Source organism: Streptomyces sp. NPDC001220, from assembly GCF_053597895.1.
In genome coordinates, this window is record NZ_JBSFJE010000022.1 from 124,460 (window position 1) to 143,117 (window position 18,658).

Annotated in this window: 16 protein-coding genes; 8 read left to right on the plus strand and 8 right to left on the minus strand. The window is 71.7% G+C overall.

The window, feature by feature from the left end:
- The first annotated feature begins 14 nt into the window (after positions 1–14).
- Positions 15–1,475 (plus strand): phytoene desaturase family protein, encoded by a 1,461-nt coding sequence (locus ACWDGI_RS38775; RefSeq protein WP_450767389.1) that lies wholly within the window; start codon positions 15–17, stop codon positions 1,473–1,475.
- 139 nt (positions 1,476–1,614) lie between these two features.
- Here ACWDGI_RS38775 and ACWDGI_RS38780 read toward each other — a convergent pair whose 3' ends face one another.
- Together ACWDGI_RS38780 and ACWDGI_RS38785 are read right to left on the minus strand one after the other, a co-directional pair.
- On the minus strand, positions 1,615–2,463 hold the full coding sequence (locus ACWDGI_RS38780) for a 5'-methylthioadenosine/S-adenosylhomocysteine nucleosidase family protein (RefSeq protein WP_450767391.1): 849 nt from the start codon (positions 2,461–2,463) through the stop codon (positions 1,615–1,617).
- Positions 2,464–2,520: 57 nt separating this feature from the next.
- Complete coding sequence (locus tag ACWDGI_RS38785) at positions 2,521–2,970, minus strand: hypothetical protein (RefSeq protein WP_450767393.1); 450 nt, start codon at positions 2,968–2,970, stop codon at positions 2,521–2,523.
- 179 nt (positions 2,971–3,149) lie between these two features.
- On the opposite strand from ACWDGI_RS38785, the gene ACWDGI_RS38790 reads away from it, so the two are divergent.
- Positions 3,150–3,710 (plus strand): hypothetical protein, encoded by a 561-nt coding sequence (locus ACWDGI_RS38790; RefSeq protein WP_450767395.1) that lies wholly within the window; start codon positions 3,150–3,152, stop codon positions 3,708–3,710.
- Between the two features lie 31 nt (positions 3,711–3,741).
- Here ACWDGI_RS38790 and ACWDGI_RS38795 read toward each other — a convergent pair whose 3' ends face one another.
- Entirely contained in the window at positions 3,742–4,425 is a 684-nt protein-coding gene (locus ACWDGI_RS38795) for a response regulator (protein ID WP_450767397.1), read from the minus strand.
- Positions 4,422–6,059, minus strand: a complete 1,638-nt coding sequence (locus ACWDGI_RS38800) for a sensor histidine kinase (protein WP_450767399.1) — start codon at positions 6,057–6,059, stop codon at positions 4,422–4,424. Before ACWDGI_RS38800 ends, ACWDGI_RS38795 begins: the two co-directional genes overlap by 4 nt.
- Before the next feature lie 121 nt (positions 6,060–6,180).
- Here ACWDGI_RS38800 and ACWDGI_RS38805 point away from each other — a divergent pair, with 121 nt between their 5' ends.
- A complete protein-coding gene (locus ACWDGI_RS38805) occupies positions 6,181–7,590 on the plus strand; it encodes a cation:dicarboxylate symporter family transporter (protein WP_450767417.1) in 1,410 nt (469 codons plus the stop codon).
- A 193-nt stretch (positions 7,591–7,783) separates the two neighbouring features.
- Here the strand turns inward: ACWDGI_RS38805 and ACWDGI_RS38810 are convergent, their stop codons facing one another.
- The gene (locus ACWDGI_RS38810) at positions 7,784–8,401 is read right to left on the minus strand and encodes a TetR/AcrR family transcriptional regulator (protein ID WP_450767401.1); all 618 of its coding nucleotides are present in this window, start codon (positions 8,399–8,401) and stop codon (positions 7,784–7,786) included.
- Between the two features lie 175 nt (positions 8,402–8,576).
- On the opposite strand from ACWDGI_RS38810, the gene ACWDGI_RS38815 reads away from it, so the two are divergent.
- The 5 genes from ACWDGI_RS38815 (at position 8,577) to ACWDGI_RS38835 (ending at position 14,363) form a co-directional block, all read left to right on the plus strand.
- A complete protein-coding gene (locus tag ACWDGI_RS38815) occupies positions 8,577–10,250 on the plus strand; it encodes an MFS transporter (protein ID WP_450767403.1) in 1,674 nt (557 codons plus the stop codon).
- Between the two features lie 129 nt (positions 10,251–10,379).
- A complete protein-coding gene (locus ACWDGI_RS38820; protein WP_450767405.1) occupies positions 10,380–11,153 on the plus strand; it encodes a DUF2127 domain-containing protein in 774 nt (257 codons plus the stop codon).
- Between the two features lie 29 nt (positions 11,154–11,182).
- Entirely contained in the window at positions 11,183–11,611 is a 429-nt protein-coding gene (locus tag ACWDGI_RS38825; RefSeq protein WP_450767407.1) for a MerR family transcriptional regulator, read from the plus strand.
- Complete coding sequence (trxA, locus tag ACWDGI_RS38830; protein ID WP_450767409.1) at positions 11,608–11,943, plus strand: thioredoxin; 336 nt, start codon at positions 11,608–11,610, stop codon at positions 11,941–11,943. Before ACWDGI_RS38825 ends, trxA begins: the two co-directional genes overlap by 4 nt.
- A gap of 179 nt (positions 11,944–12,122) precedes the next feature.
- Complete coding sequence (locus tag ACWDGI_RS38835; protein ID WP_450767419.1) at positions 12,123–14,363, plus strand: HelD family protein; 2,241 nt, start codon at positions 12,123–12,125, stop codon at positions 14,361–14,363.
- On the opposite strand, the gene glgB is transcribed toward ACWDGI_RS38835, so the two are convergent.
- The 3 genes from glgB to ACWDGI_RS38850 all read right to left on the minus strand — a co-directional run.
- The gene (gene glgB / locus ACWDGI_RS38840) at positions 14,338–16,515 is read right to left on the minus strand and encodes a 1,4-alpha-glucan branching enzyme (RefSeq protein ID WP_450767421.1); all 2,178 of its coding nucleotides are present in this window, start codon (positions 16,513–16,515) and stop codon (positions 14,338–14,340) included. The genes ACWDGI_RS38835 and glgB overlap by 26 nt on opposite strands.
- 26 nt (positions 16,516–16,541) lie before the next feature.
- Positions 16,542–17,912 (minus strand): maltokinase N-terminal cap-like domain-containing protein, encoded by a 1,371-nt coding sequence (locus tag ACWDGI_RS38845; protein ID WP_450767411.1) that lies wholly within the window; start codon positions 17,910–17,912, stop codon positions 16,542–16,544.
- A 104-nt stretch (positions 17,913–18,016) separates the two neighbouring features.
- Positions 18,017–18,658 (minus strand): alpha-glucosidase C-terminal domain-containing protein (locus tag ACWDGI_RS38850; RefSeq protein WP_450767413.1); only part of this gene is annotated, 642 nt, incomplete at its 5' end.

The following is an 18,658-nucleotide window of genomic DNA, read 5'->3' on the forward strand; positions in this document are numbered from 1 at the left end:
TGCTCGGACAAGTCATGACGACCGCGGTCGTAGTCGGCGGCGGGCCCAACGGGCTCGCCGCTGCGGCCCTCCTCGCGCGGGACGGCCTGGACGTCACGCTGCTGGAGGCCGCCGACGAGGTCGGCGGCGGCACGCGCAGCCTCGAGGCGATCCTGCCCGGCCTGCTGCACGACCACTGTTCGGCCATCCACCCCATGGCCGTCACCTCGCCCGCGCTCCGGGCCCTCGGCCTCGAACGCCACGGGCTGCGCTGGCGGCTGCCGGAGATCGACTGTGTGCACCCGCTCGACGACGGGACGGCCGGGGTCCTGCTGCGCTCCGTCACGGAGACCGCCGCCGGGCTCGGCCCGGACGGCCGCCGCTACCGGGCCCTGGTGGAGCCCTTGGTGCGGCGCTGGGACGCCCTCGCGCACGACGTGATGGGTCCGCTGCTGCGGATCCCGGCGCACCCGCTGCTGCTCGCCCGGTTCGGCCTCCCGGCCGTGCTGCCTCCCGCGATCCTCGCACGCCTCTTCCGGACCCCGCAGGCCCAGGCCCTGTGGGCGGGGGTGGCGGCGCACGCGTTCCGGCCGTTCTGGGACCCGCTCGTCTCGGCGATCGGGCTCGGCATCCTCACCTCCGGCCACGCCGCCGGGTGGGCCGTCGCCGAGGGCGGCTCGCAGTCCATCGCCCGCAGCATGGCCGCGGCTCTCCTCGCCGCCGGCGGCACGATCGAGACCGGCGTGCGGATCACCGCCCGGGAGCAGATCCCGCCCGCTGACGTGACTCTGCTGGACCTCGACCCCGGTCAGGTCGCCGCCCTCTACGGCGACAGGCTGCCGGCCCGCGTGACGGGCGCGTACCGGCGCTTCCGCCGTGGTCCTGGCGCCTTCAAGGTGGACCTGGCCGTCGAGGGCGGCGTGCCGTGGAGGGACGAGCGGGCACGACGGGCCGGGACGGTGCACCTCGGCGGTCCGCTCGCCGAAGTGGCCCGGACGGAACGGGACGTGACGCAGGGCCGGATGCCCGAGCGGCCCTTCGTCCTGGTCGGCCAGCAGTACCTTGCCGACCCCTCCCGGTCGGTCGGCGACGTCCACCCCGTCTGGACGTACGCCCATGTCCCGCACGGCTACGACGGGGACGCCACGGAGGCGATCCTCCGGCAGCTCGAACGCTTCGCCCCCGGCGTACACGAACGAATCGTGGGCCGACACGTCACCCGCCCCGCCGACTTCGCCGCGGCCAACCCCAACTTCACCGGCGGCGACATCCTCACCGGAGCGAAGACAGCCTCCCAGCTCCTTCTGGGCGCCCGCCCGGCGCTGGACCCGTACGCCACTGGCCTGCCCGGAGTGTTCCTGTGCTCCGCGGCCACCCCACCCGGCCCTGGGGTGCACGGCATGTGCGGCGCCGGGGCGGCGGCATCAGCACTGCGCCACCTGGGCGGCCGACCGACCTGGCAGGCTCAGGAGCGCTCCCAGGACTCGCGCACGTAGAAGCGCTCCTGGCTCGTGCTTCCCCGGCCATCGGAGACCTGCTCGGTCCAGTTCCGCCGTCCGGCCGGTGAAGCCCAGCGGGCGTGGCGGCAGGGTGGCCGTCGCCTGGGGGGCCGGGCCGTGGGCCGTGCCCTTGCCGCTACCGTCCGGTCTGCTTGCCGATGACGGGGCCGTGGAAGGTGCCGCCCCTGAAGTCGATGTGGTCGCCCCCGTACCGTCCTTGGGGATCCTCCTCGGAGTCGGAGGACTCCCGGGGCTGGTGCTTGCGCAGGACCGCCACCGCCACCGACGCGGCCCGCTCGGCGGCGAGGATCTGCGAGCCGGAGGCGTCGGCCGTGTGCTTGTCGGCGTTGGCGAGGTCGCTGATGCCCCGGATCACCAGGGTGTCCAACTGGCCGTTCAGGTGGGCCGCGTGCGCGGCGCCCGAGCCCTCCATCTCGATCGCGCAGGCGTCGTTGTAGTGGTGGCGGATGTGGGCGGCGAAGGCCGATCTGTCGTCGGCCAGGACGACATCGCCGACGGCGATCGGCTTGCGGTGCCCGCGTACGTCCGGCATGTCCCGCAGCGCGGAGCGCGCCGCCTGCACCAGCCGGTGCGAGCCGACCCACATCTCGGGGCGGGCCTGGAAGCCGTCCGGGGTCTGCTTGCCGCCGTGGATGGCGTACACCTTCGTGCCGACCACGACGTCACCGATCTCGATGTCGTCCTTGAGGCCGCCCGCGACGCCGACGAAGAGCACCGCCTCGGGGTCGAGCCAGTCGACGATCTGCGTGGTGAGCGAAGCGGCGGTCAGGGCACCCACGCCCAGCTCGGCGAGCGCCACGGTCCAGGCGGTGTCCGCGAGCCCGCCGAGTTCGGCCCGGGTGCCGTTCTTGGGGTGGACGATCTCCTCGGCGTCGACGAGATGGGCGCGCACGGCGTCGTACTCCTCCGGCAGAGCGGTGAGGATGACGGCTGCGGCGGTGGGACGCGGTCGCTTCGCGGGCATTCGTCCACGGTAGCGCCAAGACTCCTGCCGGGCGGTCCCGTTGGCTCAGGCTGAGGATCAGACGGTGATCAGGCCGATCGAGGGCTGCTGCGGCAGTCCATGGGCGGCGGCGCACAGCTTGGGTATGTGAGAGCCGTCCGAAGTCACCAGACGCACCGGAGGCACGCAGAGAGCGGCGGTGGCGACCACGACCGCGTCGACCAGACATTCGTGAGCGTCCAGGCCGGTTGTGTCCAGGAGGAGGGCCGCGGTGCGCAGGACCGCCTCATCGACCGGTCTGACGTCGAAGTGGGACAGCAGGAAAGCGAGGCGTCGGCCGGCCTCCCCTGAGCGCCGGACTTCGAGCGGAGTGAGGGCGGACAACGCGACTCGGCGGCCGTTCAGCTCTGCCGTCTTGATCCGGGCGCGCATCTGCTCAGCGCCGTCGACCTGGAGGGAGAGTCCCTGAGCGTCCAGGACCAGCGTGCCGCCCCCTTTGCCCAGGGGCTTGAGGCGCTTGCTTACCACTCGTCCTCCGCACGCCGCAGGGCGTCGGCACCGATCGGGCCGAACTCCTGCTCGTCGGCCTCGATGACCTCACGCAGCTTGGCCATGGCCAGCCACTGTTCGAGTGAGGCGGAGAATGGCCAGGTCGGAGGCGGTATGGTCGTCCGGCGTAAGTCGGCGCGTCGGGTGGGGAGAGCCGTATGCCGGAGCAAGGGGTCACAGTCGGGCAGTTGCTGCTCGCCGAGTACCAGACGATCAAGGACGAGCAGAAGGCGCGGATCGGGTTCCGGGACAACCTGCTGTACGTGACGCTCGCGGTGGTCGCCGCAGTCATCGCGGCCGCCGCGCAGGCCAAGCAGGCGTCGATGCTGCTGGCGCTGCCGCCGGTGTGTGTGGTGCTCGGGTGGACGTACCTGGTCAACGACGAGAAGATCTCGGCGATCGGGCTCTACGTGCGGGACGAGCTGGGGCCCCGGCTCGCCCAACTGACTCCGGGTGACACGGGGTTCGACACCTTCGGCTGGGAGGCGTACCACCGGACCGACGTCCGGCGGCGGACCCGCAAGACGATCCAGGCCGTGATCGATCTGACGGCGTTCTGCGCGGTGCCGCTGGCCGCGCTGGTGGTGTTCTGGGCCGGCGGGGACGGCGGTGGGTTGCTGGTCGGGCTGTCGGTGGTGGAGGCGCTCGCGGTGGTGGGGCTCGGGGTGCAGGTCCTGCTGTACATGAGGCCGGCGACACCGGCACGCACTCCGGCCTGACCCCGTAGCGTCGCTGCCCGCGCCGGAGCGCTCACCGCTTCCCCCACCGATAGACCAACTCCGGCCTCCCCACCTGCCCGTACAACGGACTCCGCCCGGCCGTCCCCGCCTCCACCAGGTGCTCCAGATATCGTCGCGCCGTGATCCGGGAGATCCCCACGCTCTCCGCCAGCGCCGCCGCGGTCAGTCCTTCCGCCGACTCCCGCAGTGCGACCGTCACCCGCTCCAGCGTCGGTGCGCTGAGCCCCTTCGGCAGTGCCGCGGGCGACGACGGCGCCCGGAGTGCGGCCAGCGCGCGGTCCACCTCGTCCTGGCCGCTCGCCTCGCCCGCCGCCGCCCGGAACTCCGCGTACCGGGTCAGCCGGTCCCGGAGCGTCGCGAAGGTGAACGGCTTCAGGACGTACTGGACGACCCCCAGCGAGACGCCCTCCCGCACCACCGCCAGGTCCCGTGCCGACGTCACCGCTATGACGTCGGCCTGATGGCCGGCCGCCCGCAGGGAGCGGGCGAACTGCAGGCCGTGCACGTCCGGCAGGTGCAGGTCCAGCAGGAGCAGATCCACCGGCGTACGGTCCAGGATCCGCCGTGCCTCCGCCCCGGTGTGCGCCTTCCCCACCGCCACGAACCCCGGCACCCGGCCCACGTACATGACGTGCGCGTCCGCGGCCACCGGATCGTCCTCGACGACCAGGACTCTGATCGGCTCCCCGGTCATCGGGCCTCGCCCCCCGTCAGCGACGCCCGCAACGGCAACCGCACCTCGAACACCGCCCCGCCCTCCGGCGCCTCGGTCACGGTCAGCGTGCCCTCCAGCCGGGTCACCGCCTGGCGGACCAGCGCCAGCCCGAGCCCTCGTCCGCCCGGCCCCGCCGGCTTCGTCGAGAAGCCGCGCTGGAAGACCAGTTCGGCATGTGCGGGGTCCACTCCCGCACCCGTGTCCGCCACCCTCATCACCAGCTCGGCATCGTCATCGGCATCGTCCGCGTACGCGGTCACCGTCACGCGCGCCCGGACCGTCCCCTGGGCCGCGTCCACCGCGTTGTCGATCAGGTTGCCGAGGATGGTGACCAGATCGCGCGCCGACAGGCTCTCCGGTAGCAAACCGTCATCCAGCCGGCTCTCGTCCGAGACCACCAGCTCCACGCCCCGCTCGTTCGCCTGGGCCGTCTTGCCCAGCAGCAGTGCGGCGAGGACCGGCTCGCTGACCGCCGCCACCACCTGGTCGGTCAGCGCCTGTGCCAGTTCCAGCTCGGCCGTGGCGAAGTCGACGGCCTCCGAAGCCCGCCCCAGTTCGATGAGCGAGACGACCGTGTGCAACCGGTTCGCCGCCTCGTGCGCCTGGGAGCGCAGCGCCTGCGTGAAGCCCCGCTCCGAGTCCAGCTCGCCCATCAGGGCCTGGAGTTCGGTGACGTCCCGGAGGGTGACCACCGTGCCGCGGCGCTCACCGCCCGACACCGGCGAGGTGTTCACCACCAGCACCCGGTCCGCCGTCAGATGCACCTCGTCCACGCGGGGCTCCGAGGCCAGCAGCGCGCCGGTCAGCGGCGCCGGCAGGCCCAGGTCCGCCACCGAGCGGCCCACGACCTCCCGCTCCGGGCCCACCCCCAGCAGCTCCCGGCCCCCGTCGTTGATCAGCGCCACCCGGTACTGGCCGTCCAGCATCAGCAGGCCCTCGCGGACCGCGTGCAGCGCCGCCTGGTGGTAGTCGTGCATCCGGCTCAGCTCGGCCGCGTTCATGTTGTGCGTGTGACGTCGCAGGCGGGCGTTGACGACGTAGGTGCCGAGCGCGCCCAGCAGCAGTGCGCCGGCCGCGGTCCCCAGCAGGGCCGTGACCTGCTCCTGGACGCGCTTGCTGATCGCCTCCACCTTGATGCCGGCGCTCACCAGGCCGATCACATGGCCGTTCTCCAGGATCGGCGTCACCGTGCGCACGGACGCGCCGAGGGTGCCCTTGTACGTCTCGCTGTAGGTGTGGCCGTGCTGGGCCGCCTCGATATGGCCCAGGTAGTGCTTGCCGATCTCGTTCTTGTCGGGGTGGGTCCAGCGGATGCCGTCGGGAGTCATGATCGTGATGAAGTCGACCTCCGTGTCCCGCATGACCTGGAGGGCGTACGGCTGCAGCAGGGCGGTCGGATCGGAGGTGTGGATCGCCGAACGCACCGAGGGCGCGTCCGCCACCGACCGTGCCACCGCCGTCGCCTGCCGGGTCGCCGCCTCCTGCGCCTGGTGGCGGTCGCTCACATACGTGAACAGCGCGTACCCGGCGACCAGCACCGCTATCAGAACGGCCTGCATGGCGAACAGCTGGCCGGCCAGGCTGCGGGGGCGGGGGACGGACGGGAGGCGCATGTCAGCAGTGTGCCTCCCAGGTGAAGCGTGAACTAAATGAACGGAAGGGTGACCGGGCTCACAGGGCGGGAGATAGTCACGGCAACCCCCATATCCCCCGGACGTGAGCCGCACGCCGGTGATGCCGACGAAGACGTCAAGGAGGGCAGCCGTGGCCGCCGCAAGCACCCCCAGTACGGCACCTGCCGCACCCGCTGTGAAGCGGGACCGTACCCATTACCTGTACATCGCCGTGATCGTCGCGGTCGCGCTGGGCATCGCCGTGGGGCTCATCTGGCCCGACGCCGGCGTAGAGCTCAAGCCCCTCGGCACCGGTTTCGTCAACCTGATCAAGATGATGATCTCGCCGATCATCTTCTGCACGATCGTGCTCGGGATCGGGTCCGTGCGGAAGGCCGCCAAGGTCGGTGCCGTGGGCGGTATCGCACTGGGCTACTTCCTGGTGATGTCGCTGGTCGCGCTCACCATCGGCCTGGTCGTCGGCAACATCCTGCACCCCGGTGACGGGCTGCACATCACCAACGCCCTCAAGGCCTCCGGACACGCCCAGGTGGACTCCGAGGCGCTCGGCGGCGTCGACTTCGTGCTGTCGATCATTCCGACCACGTTCGTCTCCGCCTTCACCGAGGGCCAGGTCCTGCAGACGCTGCTGATCGCGCTGCTCGCCGGGTTCGCGTTGCAGGCCATGGGCTCGGCCGGGCAGCCGGTGCTGCGGGGCGTCGAGCACATCCAGCGGCTCGTCTTCCGCATCCTGGGCATGATCATGTGGGCCGCGCCGATCGGTGCGTTCGGCGCCATCGCGGCCGTCGTCGGGTCCGCCGGGCTCGACGCCCTCAAGAGCCTCGCCGTGCTGATGCTCGGCTTCTACATCACCTGTGTGCTGTTCGTCTTCGTGGTGCTGGGCGCGATGCTCCGGGCCGTCGCCGGGCTGAACATCTTCACTCTGTTCAAATACCTCGCCCGCGAGTTCCTGCTGATCCTGTCCACCTCCTCCTCCGAGTCCGCGCTGCCGCGGCTCATCGCGAAGATGGAGCACCTGGGCGTCAGCAAGCCGGTCGTCGGTATCACCGTTCCGACGGGGTACTCCTTCAACCTCGACGGCACGATGATCTACATGACGATGGCGTCGCTGTACATCGCCGACGCCCTCGGTACGCCGATGTCGATCGGTGAGCAGATCCCGCTGCTGCTCTTCCTGCTGCTGGCCTCGAAGGGCGCGGCGGGTGTCAGCGGCGCCGGTCTGGCCACGCTGGCCGGTGGTCTGCAGTCGCACAAGCCCGCGCTGGTGGACGGCGTCGGCCTGATCGTCGGCATCGACCGGTTCATGAGCGAGGCCCGCGCGCTGACGAACTTCGCCGGCAACGCGGTCGCGACGGTGCTCATCGGCACCTGGACGAAGGAGATCGACAAGGGCCGCGTGCAGCAGGTGCTCGCGGGTGAGCTGCCGTTCGACGAGAAGACGCTGCTGGACGACGGGGAGCCGGGTACGCCCGAGGTTCCTGAGCAGCGGGAGGAGTTGGCGAAGGCGTAGTCGGCCGCGGGCCGGTGGGGGCTGTTCTTCGCCCACGCGGCGGAGCCGCACATCGACACGGCCCGCGCCCCTTCGGGGCGCTCCCGAACCGTCGGACGTCCGGCTCGGCCTGAACCCGGGCCGGCCGTCCGGCCACCGTCCTCCGGGCGGCTGACAACTCCCCCCCGCTCAGCCGTCCGGAGCCGTACCCGGGCTAGTCGCTCAACTCGGCCACCAGTTGCGTGGCCCTGGAGGCGGGCACGCCCGCTGCCGTCAGTGCGCTGACCGCGGCGGAGCGGCCCGCCTCCTTCGCGTCGAGGAGGCCGTCGTTGACCGCTTCCATCACCGCGAACAGCAGCTGCTCATGGACGTACGCCAGAGCCGGCGCCGGCAGCGGTGAGCTGAAGTAGCCCTCGTCGAGGCCGCGTTGCAGCAGCTCCACCTTGTTCTCGCGCAGCGGGGCCAGGCGGTCGCGGATGCCCCGCATGGTGACCGTGCGCTGGGCGAGGCCGACCAGCAGCCGGTAGCGGTCGGCGATCTCCCAGATGGCGAGCACCGAGCGGGCCACCGCCTCCGCCGGGTTCGCCGTCTCCCGGCGGGCCCCCGCGTCGGCTGCCATCAGCGCCTCCACCGCGCCGTCGACCAGCGTGCCGATCAGCGCCTCACGGCTCGGGAAATGGCCGTACACGGTCCGTCGTACGACCCCTGCCGCGCGCGCGATCTGGTCCATCGAGGCGTCGGGGTCAAGCAGCAGCTCGGCGAGGGCGACGTCGAGGATGCGGCGCCGGTTCAGGTCGGCGCGGGAGGGGTTACCCGTGGTCATGACTGTCATTCTGCCTGCCCCGCCGCGGGGCGCACCGTCTCTCCGCAAGGGCTTCACCTCCTTCATTTGCACAGTGGTGTGCAGATCCTCTACATTGCACATGGTTGTGCAATTGCACGCTGCTGTGCAAGTTCAGCCGTACGCATCAGACGGCATCCGACGCGTGAGGAAGGCGATCCCTGCCATGCGACTCGTCATGAAGGAACCGGTCGAGACCACGGAGCGGCCGTATCCGCGCCGCTGGTGGGCGCTGCTGGTGCTCTGCCTGAGCCTGCTGATCATCGTGATGGCCAACACCGCCCTCACGGTGGCCGCGCCCGACATGACCGCCGACCTCGGGCTCAGCAGTGCCGACCTGCAGTGGGTCATCGACGGCTACACCGTGCCGTACGCGGCCCTGATGCTGCTGCTCGGGGCGATCGGCGACAAGTACAGCCGCCGCGGGGCGCTGATCCTGGGCCTGGTCGTGTTCGGGGGCGGAGCCGTCTTCGGGTACCTCGCCGGCGGCGCCGCGACCGTGATCGCGGCCCGTGCCGTGATGGGCACCGGCGCCGCGCTGATCATGCCGGCCACCCTCTCGCTGCTCGCCGCCACCTTCCCGCGCCACGAGCGGGCGAAGGCCATCACCCTGTGGACCGCCACCGCCGGGCTCGCCATCGCCGCCGGACCGGTGGTCGCGGGCGCCCTGCTGCGCGACCACGGCTGGTCCTCGACCTTCCTCATCAACGTGCCGATCGCGGCCGTCGCGATCGTCGGCGCCCTCGTCCTCGTACCGCCGTCCAGGGCCGGTCACCACAACCGCATCGACTATGTCGGCGGGCTGCTCTCCGTGCTCTGGATCGGCTCGCTGGTCTACATGATCATCGAGGGGCCGCACTTCGGCTGGGGCGTCAAGGCGGTCACCGCGGCCGTGGTCGCGGGCGCCGGCCTCGTCGCCTTCGTCCTGTGGGAGCTGCGCCACCCGCACCCGGTCCTGGACGTCCGCCGCTTCGCCCACCGCCGCTTCGCCGGCTCCAACCTCGCCGTCGCCCTGTTCTTCCTGGCCGTCTTCGGCGCCTTCTACTACCTCACGCAGCACCTCCAGTTCGTCCTCGGCTACGACGCCCTCGGCACCGGCGTCCGCATGCTCCCGCTGGCCGGTGCGGTCTTCGCCGGCTCGGCCCTGACCGGCTGGCTCACCCCGCGCGTCGGCATGAAGTGGACGGTCACGGCGGGGATGGCCGGCGGGACCACGGCACTGGCCCTGCTCACCCGGGTGGACGCCGCCTCGGGGTACGGGGACTTCGTGGCGCCCCTGATCATCCTCGGGCTGGCCATCGGCCTCGCGCTCTCGCCGTGCACCGACGCGATCATGGGGGCCTTCCCGGAGTCCGAACTGGGCGTCGGCGGCGCCGTCAACGACACCTCGCTGGAGCTCGGCGGCTCCCTCGGCATCGCCATCCTCGGCTCGCTGCTCGCCACCTCGTACGGCAACCACCTCACCGACGCCACCAGCGGCAGCAAGCTGCCCGCGAGCGCCCTCGCCACCGCCCAGGACTCGGTGGGCGCCGGATACGCGGTCGCCCAGGGCATCGGCGAGCAGGCCCGGCGGACGGCCGCTCAGGCCGCACGGGCCACCGACCCGCAGCAGGCCGCCCAGCTGAAGGCGCAGGCGCAGCAACTGGCCGGGGGCGCCCGGCAGATGGCGGACGCCGTCGGCTCCTCCTTCGCCGACGCGGTGGCCCACACCAGCCTGGTCGGCGCGGTGATCCTGGGCATCGGGACCGTGCTGGTGGCGGTGCTGCTGCCGGGGCGCGGGAAGGCCGAAGCGGAGGCTCCGGCCGAGGAGCGGAAGCTGGTGGACAGCGGGGCGCGCTGACCCCTGGCCGCCACTTGTCAGCCGTATCCACTAACGTGCCGTTCCTGTTCGACCGGAACTTCGACCGAAGCGTCGACCGGGACCTCGACCGGAACGGCACATCGGCACGGCTGCATGGAGGCACGGGGGATGAAGATCGACTGGGACCGTCGGCACTGCGCGCGCAAGGGGCATGTGACCTATGCCCCCGACGACCCGCGGCTGCGGGTGCGGCTGCACGCCCAGACCGCGGTCGGGGAGGCCTGGCGCTGCCTGCGCTGCGGCGACTTCGCGCTCGGCGAGCCGCACGGCTCGGGGCCGGCGGCGGACGCCCCGCTGGTGCCGCGCGGGAAGGTGCTGCGGGACCTGTTCATCCTGCGCTTCCTGGCGATCGAGCGGGCCGTGCGCGGGGTGTTCATCGTGCTGGTCGCGGTCGCGGTGTGGAAGTTCAGCAACAGCCAGGACGCGGTGCGCCGGCTCTTCAACGAGTACCTGGACACCTTCCGGCCGGTCTTCAGGCACTTCCACTACGACCTCGACCACTCACCGGTTGTCGGCTCCATACAGAAGGCCTTCGGCTACAAGCACTCCACGCTGCTGCTGGTGGCCGTGCTGCTGCTGGCGTACGCGCTGATCGAACTCGTCGAGGCGGTCGGGCTCTGGTACGCCAAGCGCTGGGCGGAGTACCTGACGGTGGTCGCCACGGCCGCCTTTCTGCCGCTGGAGATCTATGAACTCACCGAGAAGGTCAGCTACCTGAAGATCGCCACCCTGGTGCTGAACATCCTCGCGGTGCTCTACATCGCCCTCGCCAAGCGGCTGTTCGGGCTGCGCGGCGGGCGCCGGGCCTTCGAGGAGGAGCGGCACAGCGCCTCCCTGCTGGAGGTCGAGGAGTCCGCGGGGGTGCAGCCGAGCTTGCCTTGACGTCGGCGTCAAGTCCTACCGTCGTAGACATGCGAATCGGCGAGCTGGCCGCACGGGCCGGTACCACCACGCGCACCCTGCGGTACTACGAGGCGCGCGGGCTGCTGCCCGCGCGGCGTTCCGGCAACGGCCACCGGACCTACGACGAGAGCGATCTGAAGCTGCTCACGCAGATCCGGACGCTCCAGGACTTCGGGTTCGAGCTGGAGGAGACCCGGCCGTTCGTGGAGTGCCTGCGGGCCGGGCACCCGGAGGGCGACACCTGTCCGGCGTCGCTCGCGGTCTACCGGCGCAAGCTGGCGGAGCTGGACTCGCTCATCGGCGAGTTGCAGGCCGTGCGGACCGAGGTCGGGGCCCAGCTGGAGCGGGCCGAACGGGCACGGGACGAGCTGGCCGCCGAGGCGGAGGTTCCGGGTGGTCCGGAACCGGTGTGCGAGCTGGGAGGGGATGGCGGATGACCAAGGCGGCGGGTGTGGCCGAGGTGACGGACGCGGACTTCGCGGCGGAGGTGATCGGGGCGGACCGGCCGGTGCTGGTGGAGTTCACCGCCAACTGGTGCCCGCCGTGCCGGCAGATGGCGCCGGTGCTCACGGCCCTGGCGGCGGAGGAGGGCGAGCGGCTGAAGGTGGTCCAGCTGGACGTGGACCACAATCCGGAGACGACGAACGCCTACAAGGTGCTGTCGATGCCGACGTTCATGGTGTTCCGGAACGGCGAGCCGGTGAAGTCGATGGTGGGCGCCCGGCCCAAGCGGCGGCTCCTGGAGGAGCTGTCCGACGTGCTGCTCTGAACCGACCGATGACACGAAGAATCCCCCGAGCAATTGCGCTCGGGGGATTTCTTTGCGTATATTCAAGAGTTCGTGACTTCAGGTCGATGTGAAATCGGTTCGGTCACGAAGAAGTTCAGTGGGCACAGTATATCCGGGCGGGAGCGGAATTGTCAAACACCGAATTTCCGGACGATGAATTGCGGCACGAGCAGGAATTCATCGACGGACTGTACGCACGGGTGGACGCGCTGCGCGGCGACACCGAGGACTCCGTCGCGGACGCCCTCTCCCTCGGCGACAAGCCGATGCAGGCCCGGCTGGAGCGGGACATCCTGGTCGCCGAGCGGTCCGGGCTGCTCGCCGCGCTGAACGCCGTGGACGGCTCGCTCTGCTTCGGCCGGATCGACCTGACCTCCGGGACCAGGCACCACATCGGCCGGATCGGGCTGCGCCGGGACGACGCCGAGCGCACCCCGCTCCTCATCGACTGGCGCGCCGCGGTCGCCCGCCCCTTCTACCTGGCCACCGGCCACACCCCGATGGGCCTGCGCCGCCGCCGGCACATCGCCACCGACGGCCGCAAGGTCGCCTCCCTGCACGACGAGATCCTCGACCTCGGCGACCAGGAGCGCACCGGCCACGAGGACCCGTCCGGCGACGCGGTGCTGCTAGCCGCCCTCAACTCGGCCCGCACCGGCCGGATGGGCGACATCGTGCAGACCATCCAGGCCGAGCAGGACGAGATCATCCGGGCGCCGCACCGCGGGATCCTGGTCGTCGAGGGCGGTCCGGGCACCGGCAAGACCGCGGTCGCCCTGCACCGGGCCGCCTATCTCCTCTACGAACACCGCGAACTGCTCGCCAAGCGGGCCGTGCTCATCGTCGGCCCCAACCCCGCCTTCCTCGGCTACATCGGCGAGGTACTGCCCTCGCTCGGCGAGACCGGCGTGCTGCTGGCGACCGTCGGCGAGCTGTACCCCGGCGTGAAGGCCACGGCGGCCGACACCCCCGAGGCGGCCGCGGTGAAGGGCCGCGCGGACATGGCCGACGTGCTCGCCGCCGTCGTACGCGACCGGCAGGCGCTGCCCGACCCGGTCATCACCGTCGAGCACGACCGCGAGGTGCTGATGCTCGACGACGGCCTGGTGAACATGGCCCGCGAACGCACCCGCGCCGCCGATCTCCCGCACAACGTGGCCCGTGAGTACTTCGAGGGCCACATCCTCAACACCCTCACCGAGCTGTACGCCGAGCGGGTCGGCACCGACCCCTTCGACGGCAGCAGCCTGCTGGACGCCTCCGACATCACCCAGATCCGCGACGAACTCGCCGAGAACCCCGAGGTCTGGTCCGCCGTCGACCAGCTGTGGCCGCGGCTGACCCCGCGGCGCCTGGTCGCCGACTTCCTCGCCGGGCCCGAGGGCTATGTCGGCGCCGAGGACGCGGCGGCGATCCGCCGCCCGGTCACCCGGTCCTGGACGGTCTCGGACGTCCCCCTGCTCGACGAGGCGGCCGAACTGCTGGGTGTCGACGAACGGGTCGCCCGGGCCCGTGCCGAACGCGAGCGCGAGACCCAGATCGCCTATGCGCAGGGCGTCCTCGACGTCTCCTACGCCTCCCGGACCTACGAGTTCGACGACAAGGAGGACAGCGATCCCGACGCCTCGGAGGTCCTGTCCGCGCACCACATCATCGACGCCGAACGCTTCGCCGAACGCCACGAGGAGGAGGACTTCCGCAGCGCGGCCGAACGCGCGGCGGCCGACCGCACCTGGGCCTTCGGGCACATCATCGTCGACGAGGCGCAGGAGCTGTCGCCGATGGCCTGGCGGCTGCTGATGCGGCGCAGTCCGACCCGCTCCATGACCCTGGTCGGCGACCCCGCCCAGACCGCGGAGTCGGCGGGCGTGGGCTCCTGGTCGAAGATCCTCGAACCGTATGTCGAGGACCGCTGGGACCACACCCGTCTCGGCGTCAACTACCGCACCCCGTCCGAGATCATGGACCTCGCCGCGGCCGTGGTCCGCGCCGAGAACCCGGACTTCGAGCCCCCGAGCTCGGTCCGCTCCACGGGCGTGCGCCCGTGGATCCGGCAGGCCCACGACAACCTCCCCGGCGCCGTGGAGAAGGCGGTGGCCGAACTCACCCCCGCCGAGGGCCGCCTGGCGGTGATCGCCCCACGTGACCTGCACCGCACCCTCGCCGGGCGCCTGGCCGGCGTCACGCCCGGCGCCGAACCCGACCTGACCCGGGCGGTCGTGCTCCTGGACCCGCGGCAGGCCAAGGGCCTGGAGTTCGACTCGGTCCTGGTGGTCGAACCGGGCCGCTACGGCACCAGCGACCTGTACGTGGCGCTGACCCGGGCCACCCAGCGGCTGGGCGTACTGCACACCGGCCCGCTGCCGGACGGGCTCAGGCAGGCCGCAGCCACACCGTAGCCAGTGGGGGCAGGGTCAGGCGGATGCTCGTGGGGCGGCCGTGGGACGGCTGGTGCTCCGGCTTCACCGGGTCGGGGTTGGTGATGCCGCTGCCGCCGTACCCGGCCGCGTCCGTGTTGACCATCTCGTGCCAGGCGGGGACCTCGTCCGGGACGCCCAGGCGGTAGTCGGCGCGGACCACCGGGGCGAGGTGGGAGACCGCGAGCAGCGGGGTGCCCTCGGCGTCGTACCTCAGGAACGCGAAGACGTTGTCCTCGGCCGCGTCGCCGGCGATCCACTGGAAGCCGGCGACGGAGGTGTCCCGCTGCCAGAGGGCCGGGGTGGCGCGGTAGCCGGTGTTGAGGTCGCGGACCAGGTCACGGACGCCCCGGTGGTCGGCCTCGGCGCCGTAGGCCGGGTCCAGCAGCCACCAGTCCGGGCCGTGGGCCTCCGACCACTCCGCGCCCTGGGCGAACTCCTGGCCCATGAAGAGCAGCTGCTTGCCGGGGTGGGCCCACATGAAGGCCAGGTAGGCGCGGAGGTTGGCGCGCTGCTGCCACCAGTCGCCGGGCATCTTGGAGACCAGCGAGCGTTTGCCGTGCACGACCTCGTCGTGGGAGATGGGCAGCACGTAGTTCTCGCTGTACGCGTACACCATCGAGAAGGTCATCTCGTGGTGGTGGTACCTGCGGTGGACCGGCTCGTGGGACATGTACTCCAGCGAGTCGTGCATCCAGCCCATGTTCCACTTCAGGCCGAACCCGAGGCCCCCGGTGTCGGTGGGGCGGGTCACCCCGTCCCACGCGGTGGACTCCTCGGCGATCGTCACCACGCCCGGCGCCCGCCGGTAGACCGTCGCGTTCATCTCCTGGAGGAACGCCACCGCGTCCAGGTTCTCCCGGCCGCCGTGCTCGTTCGGCGTCCACTGGCCCGGCTCGCGCGAGTAGTCCAGGTAGAGCATCGAGGCGACCGCGTCCACCCGCAGCCCGTCGATGTGGAACTCCTCGCACCAGTACACCGCGTTGGCCACCAGGAAGTTGCGCACCTCCCGGCGCCCGAAGTCGAACTCCAGGGTGCCCCAGTCGGGGTGGGCGGCCCGGAGCGGATCCGAGTGCTCGTACAGCGGCCGCCCGTCGAACTCCGCCAGCGCCCAGTCGTCCCGCGGGAAGTGCGCCGGCACCCAGTCCATCAGCACCCCGATGCCGGCCCGGTGCAGGGCGTCGACCAGGTACTTGAAGTCGTCGGGGGTGCCGAGACGGGCCGTGGGGGCGTAGAAGCCGGTGACCTGGTAGCCCCAGGAACCGCCGAAGGGGTGCTCGGCGACCGGCATCAGCTCGACGTGCGTGAAGCCCAGGTCGCCGACGTAGCGCGGCAGTTGCTCGGCCAGTTCGCGGTAGGTCAGGCCGGGGCGCCAGGACGGCAGGTGCACCTCGTAGACCGAGAAGGGGGCCTCGTGCACGGGCGTGTCGGCCCGGTGCCTCATCCACTCCGCGTCGGTCCACTCGTGGTGGGACGTGTCGACGATCGACGACGTGCTCGGCGGGGCCTCGGTACGCCGGGCCAGCGGGTCGGCGCGCAGGGTGTGCGAGCCGTCCGGGCGGGTGATGTCGAACTTGTACAGCTCGCCCGCGCCGATGCCCGGCACGAACAGCTCCCAGATCCCGGAGGAGCCGAGCGAGCGCATCGGGTACCCGGTGCCGTCCCAGAAGTTGAAACCGCCGGCCAGCCGGACGCCTTGCGCGTTCGGCGCCCACACCGAGAAACGGGTACCGGACACGCCCTGGTGGGTCATGGGGTGCGCGCCCAGCGCCTCCCACAGCCGCTCGTGCCGGCCCTCGCCGAGCAGGTGCAGGTCCAGCTCCCCCAGGGTGGGCAGGAAGCGGTACGCGTCCTCGGACTCCTGGACCGTCCCCTCGTACTCCACCAGCAGCCGGTAGACCGGCACGTCGGAGAGGGGGAGCAGGACGGAGAAGAAGCCGTCGCCGTCGTCGTGCAGGCCGGTCCGCAGATCCCGGCCGGCGACCACCGTCACCGCGCGGGCGTACGGGCGGAACACCCGCACGGCTATCCCGCCGCCCGGCACCGGATGGGCGCCCAGGACCGAATGCGGGTCGTGGTGCGTGCCGAGCAGCAGCCGATCGCGGTCCTCGGCGGCTACGGAAACGGACTTCATGGAGGTCACGGACGGGTCTCCCGGGATCAGGTCGAGTCGGAGGTGGCGAGGCGGTGGACGGCCGACAGGGGCACGGGAAGCCAGTCCGGGCGGTGCCGGGCCTCGTAGACCACCTCGTAGACGGCCTTGTCGGTCTCGTAGGCCCGCAGCAGCACGGGGTCGGTGCGCGGGTCGACGCCGGTGATCTCGGCGTATCCGGAGCAGTAGGCCGCCCGGCACAGCTGCGCCCAGGCGCGGGCCGCCGGGGTCACCGAGTGGGCCGCGTAGTCGAAGGAGCGCAGCATGCCGGCGATGTCCCGCACCGGCGGCTGCGGCATCCGGCGCTCGGCCAGCGGGCGGGCCGGCTCGCCCTCGAAGTCGATCAGGGACCACTCCCCGGACGGCGAGCGCAGGCACTGCCCCAGGTGCAGGTCGCCGTGGACCCGCTGGGCGGTCCAGGTGCGGCCCTCGGCGGCCAGCCCGGCCAGCGCCTCGTAGGCCGAGCGCAGCCCGTCCTCGTACGGCCGCAGCGCCGGGACCGCCTGGGCGGCCGCCGTCAGCCGCTCGGTCATGCCGGCGACCATCGACCCCAGCTGACTGTGCCCGAGGGTGACGGTCGGCAGCGCCCGGGCCAGCGCGGTGTGCACCTCGGCCGTGGCCCGTCCCAGCGCCCGCGCGTCCGCCGCGAAGTCCTCGCCCTTGGCCAGCTCGCGCAGGGCCAGCTCCCAGCCGTCGGTCGCGCCGCGTACGAAGGGCTGGAGGACGGCGAGGACGTACGGCTCCCCGGCCAGTTCCGCCCGCAGCCAGGCCGTCGGGGCGGGCACCCGGGCGCAGCCCTCGCGGGCCAGGGCCAGGGGTATCTCCAGGTCGGGGTTGACACCGGGCACGACGCGCCGCAGGAGCTTCAGGATGAACGTATCTCCGTAGACGACCGAGGAGTTGGACTGCTCGGCGGTCAGGAGCCGGGCCACCAGCCCGTCGCGTATCTCGGTGCCGGGATCGCGTTCGAAGCACAGCCCGCCGATACGGGCCCGGGTGCGCAGGGCCTCCAGGAGCAGCTCGGCGGGCCGGGGGTCGTACAGGGCGTCGTACACCGTGCGTCCGGCCAGCGGGCCGTCGGTGAGGTGGCCGATCAGTGCGGGCGCCAGCCGGGGCGGCAGCGCCTCGCGCGTGCCTATGAGCAGCTGGTAGCAGTCGCCGGCCTCGGCGGGGGCGGGCGGCTGTTCGGCGCGGACCAGCAGATGGTGCAGGCCCAGCCTGCTGTCCGACGGCAGGAGTTCGGTCTCGGCCACCGTGGCGAAGCCGGTGACCGGACTGCCCTTGCCCGCGAACCAGCGCTGCCGGGGCAGCCATTCGCGCAGGAGGGGATCGAGCGAGGCGAGGAGAGGGGGCGTGGAGGGGGTGACCGTTTCCGCCATGGCGGGTACGTCCTTTCCCCGGTCGTCGGGGGCGTTAGTGATGCGTGCCCCGGGCGGGCCGGAGGAAACCGCCGCCGCCCGGGGTGGACTATGCCGGGTTCCGGTTACCCGTCCGCGCGCAGCCGGAACCAGTAGAAGCCGTGCCCCGCCAGGGTCAGCAGGTACGGCAGCTCACCGACGGCCGGGAACCGCACCCCGCCGAACAGCTCCACCGGGTGCCGGCCGTTGAAGCGCCGCAGGTCCAGCTCGGTGGGCTGCGCGAACCGGGAGAAGTTGTGCACACAGAGGACGAGATCGTCCTCGTACTCCCGCAGGAACGCGATCACCGCCGGGTTCGACGACTGGAGTTCGGTATAGGACCCCAGTCCGAAGGCAGGATTCTGCTTGCGGATCTCGATCATCCGGCGGGTCCAGTGCAGCAGCGAGGACGGCGAGGACATCGAGGCCTCGACGTTGGTGACCTGGTAGCCGTAGACCGGATCCATGATGGTCGGCAGGTACAGGCGCCCCGGGTCGCAGGAGGAGAAGCCGGCGTTGCGGTCCGGCGTCCACTGCATGGGGGTGCGGACCGCGTCCCGGTCGCCGAGCCAGATGTTGTCGCCCATGCCGATCTCGTCGCCGTAGTAGAGGATCGGCGAGCCGGGCAGGGACAGCAGCAGGGCGGTGAAGAGCTCGATCTGGTTGCGGTCGTTGTCGAGGAGCGTGGCGAGCCGCCTGCGGATGCCGATGTTGGCGCGCATACGCGG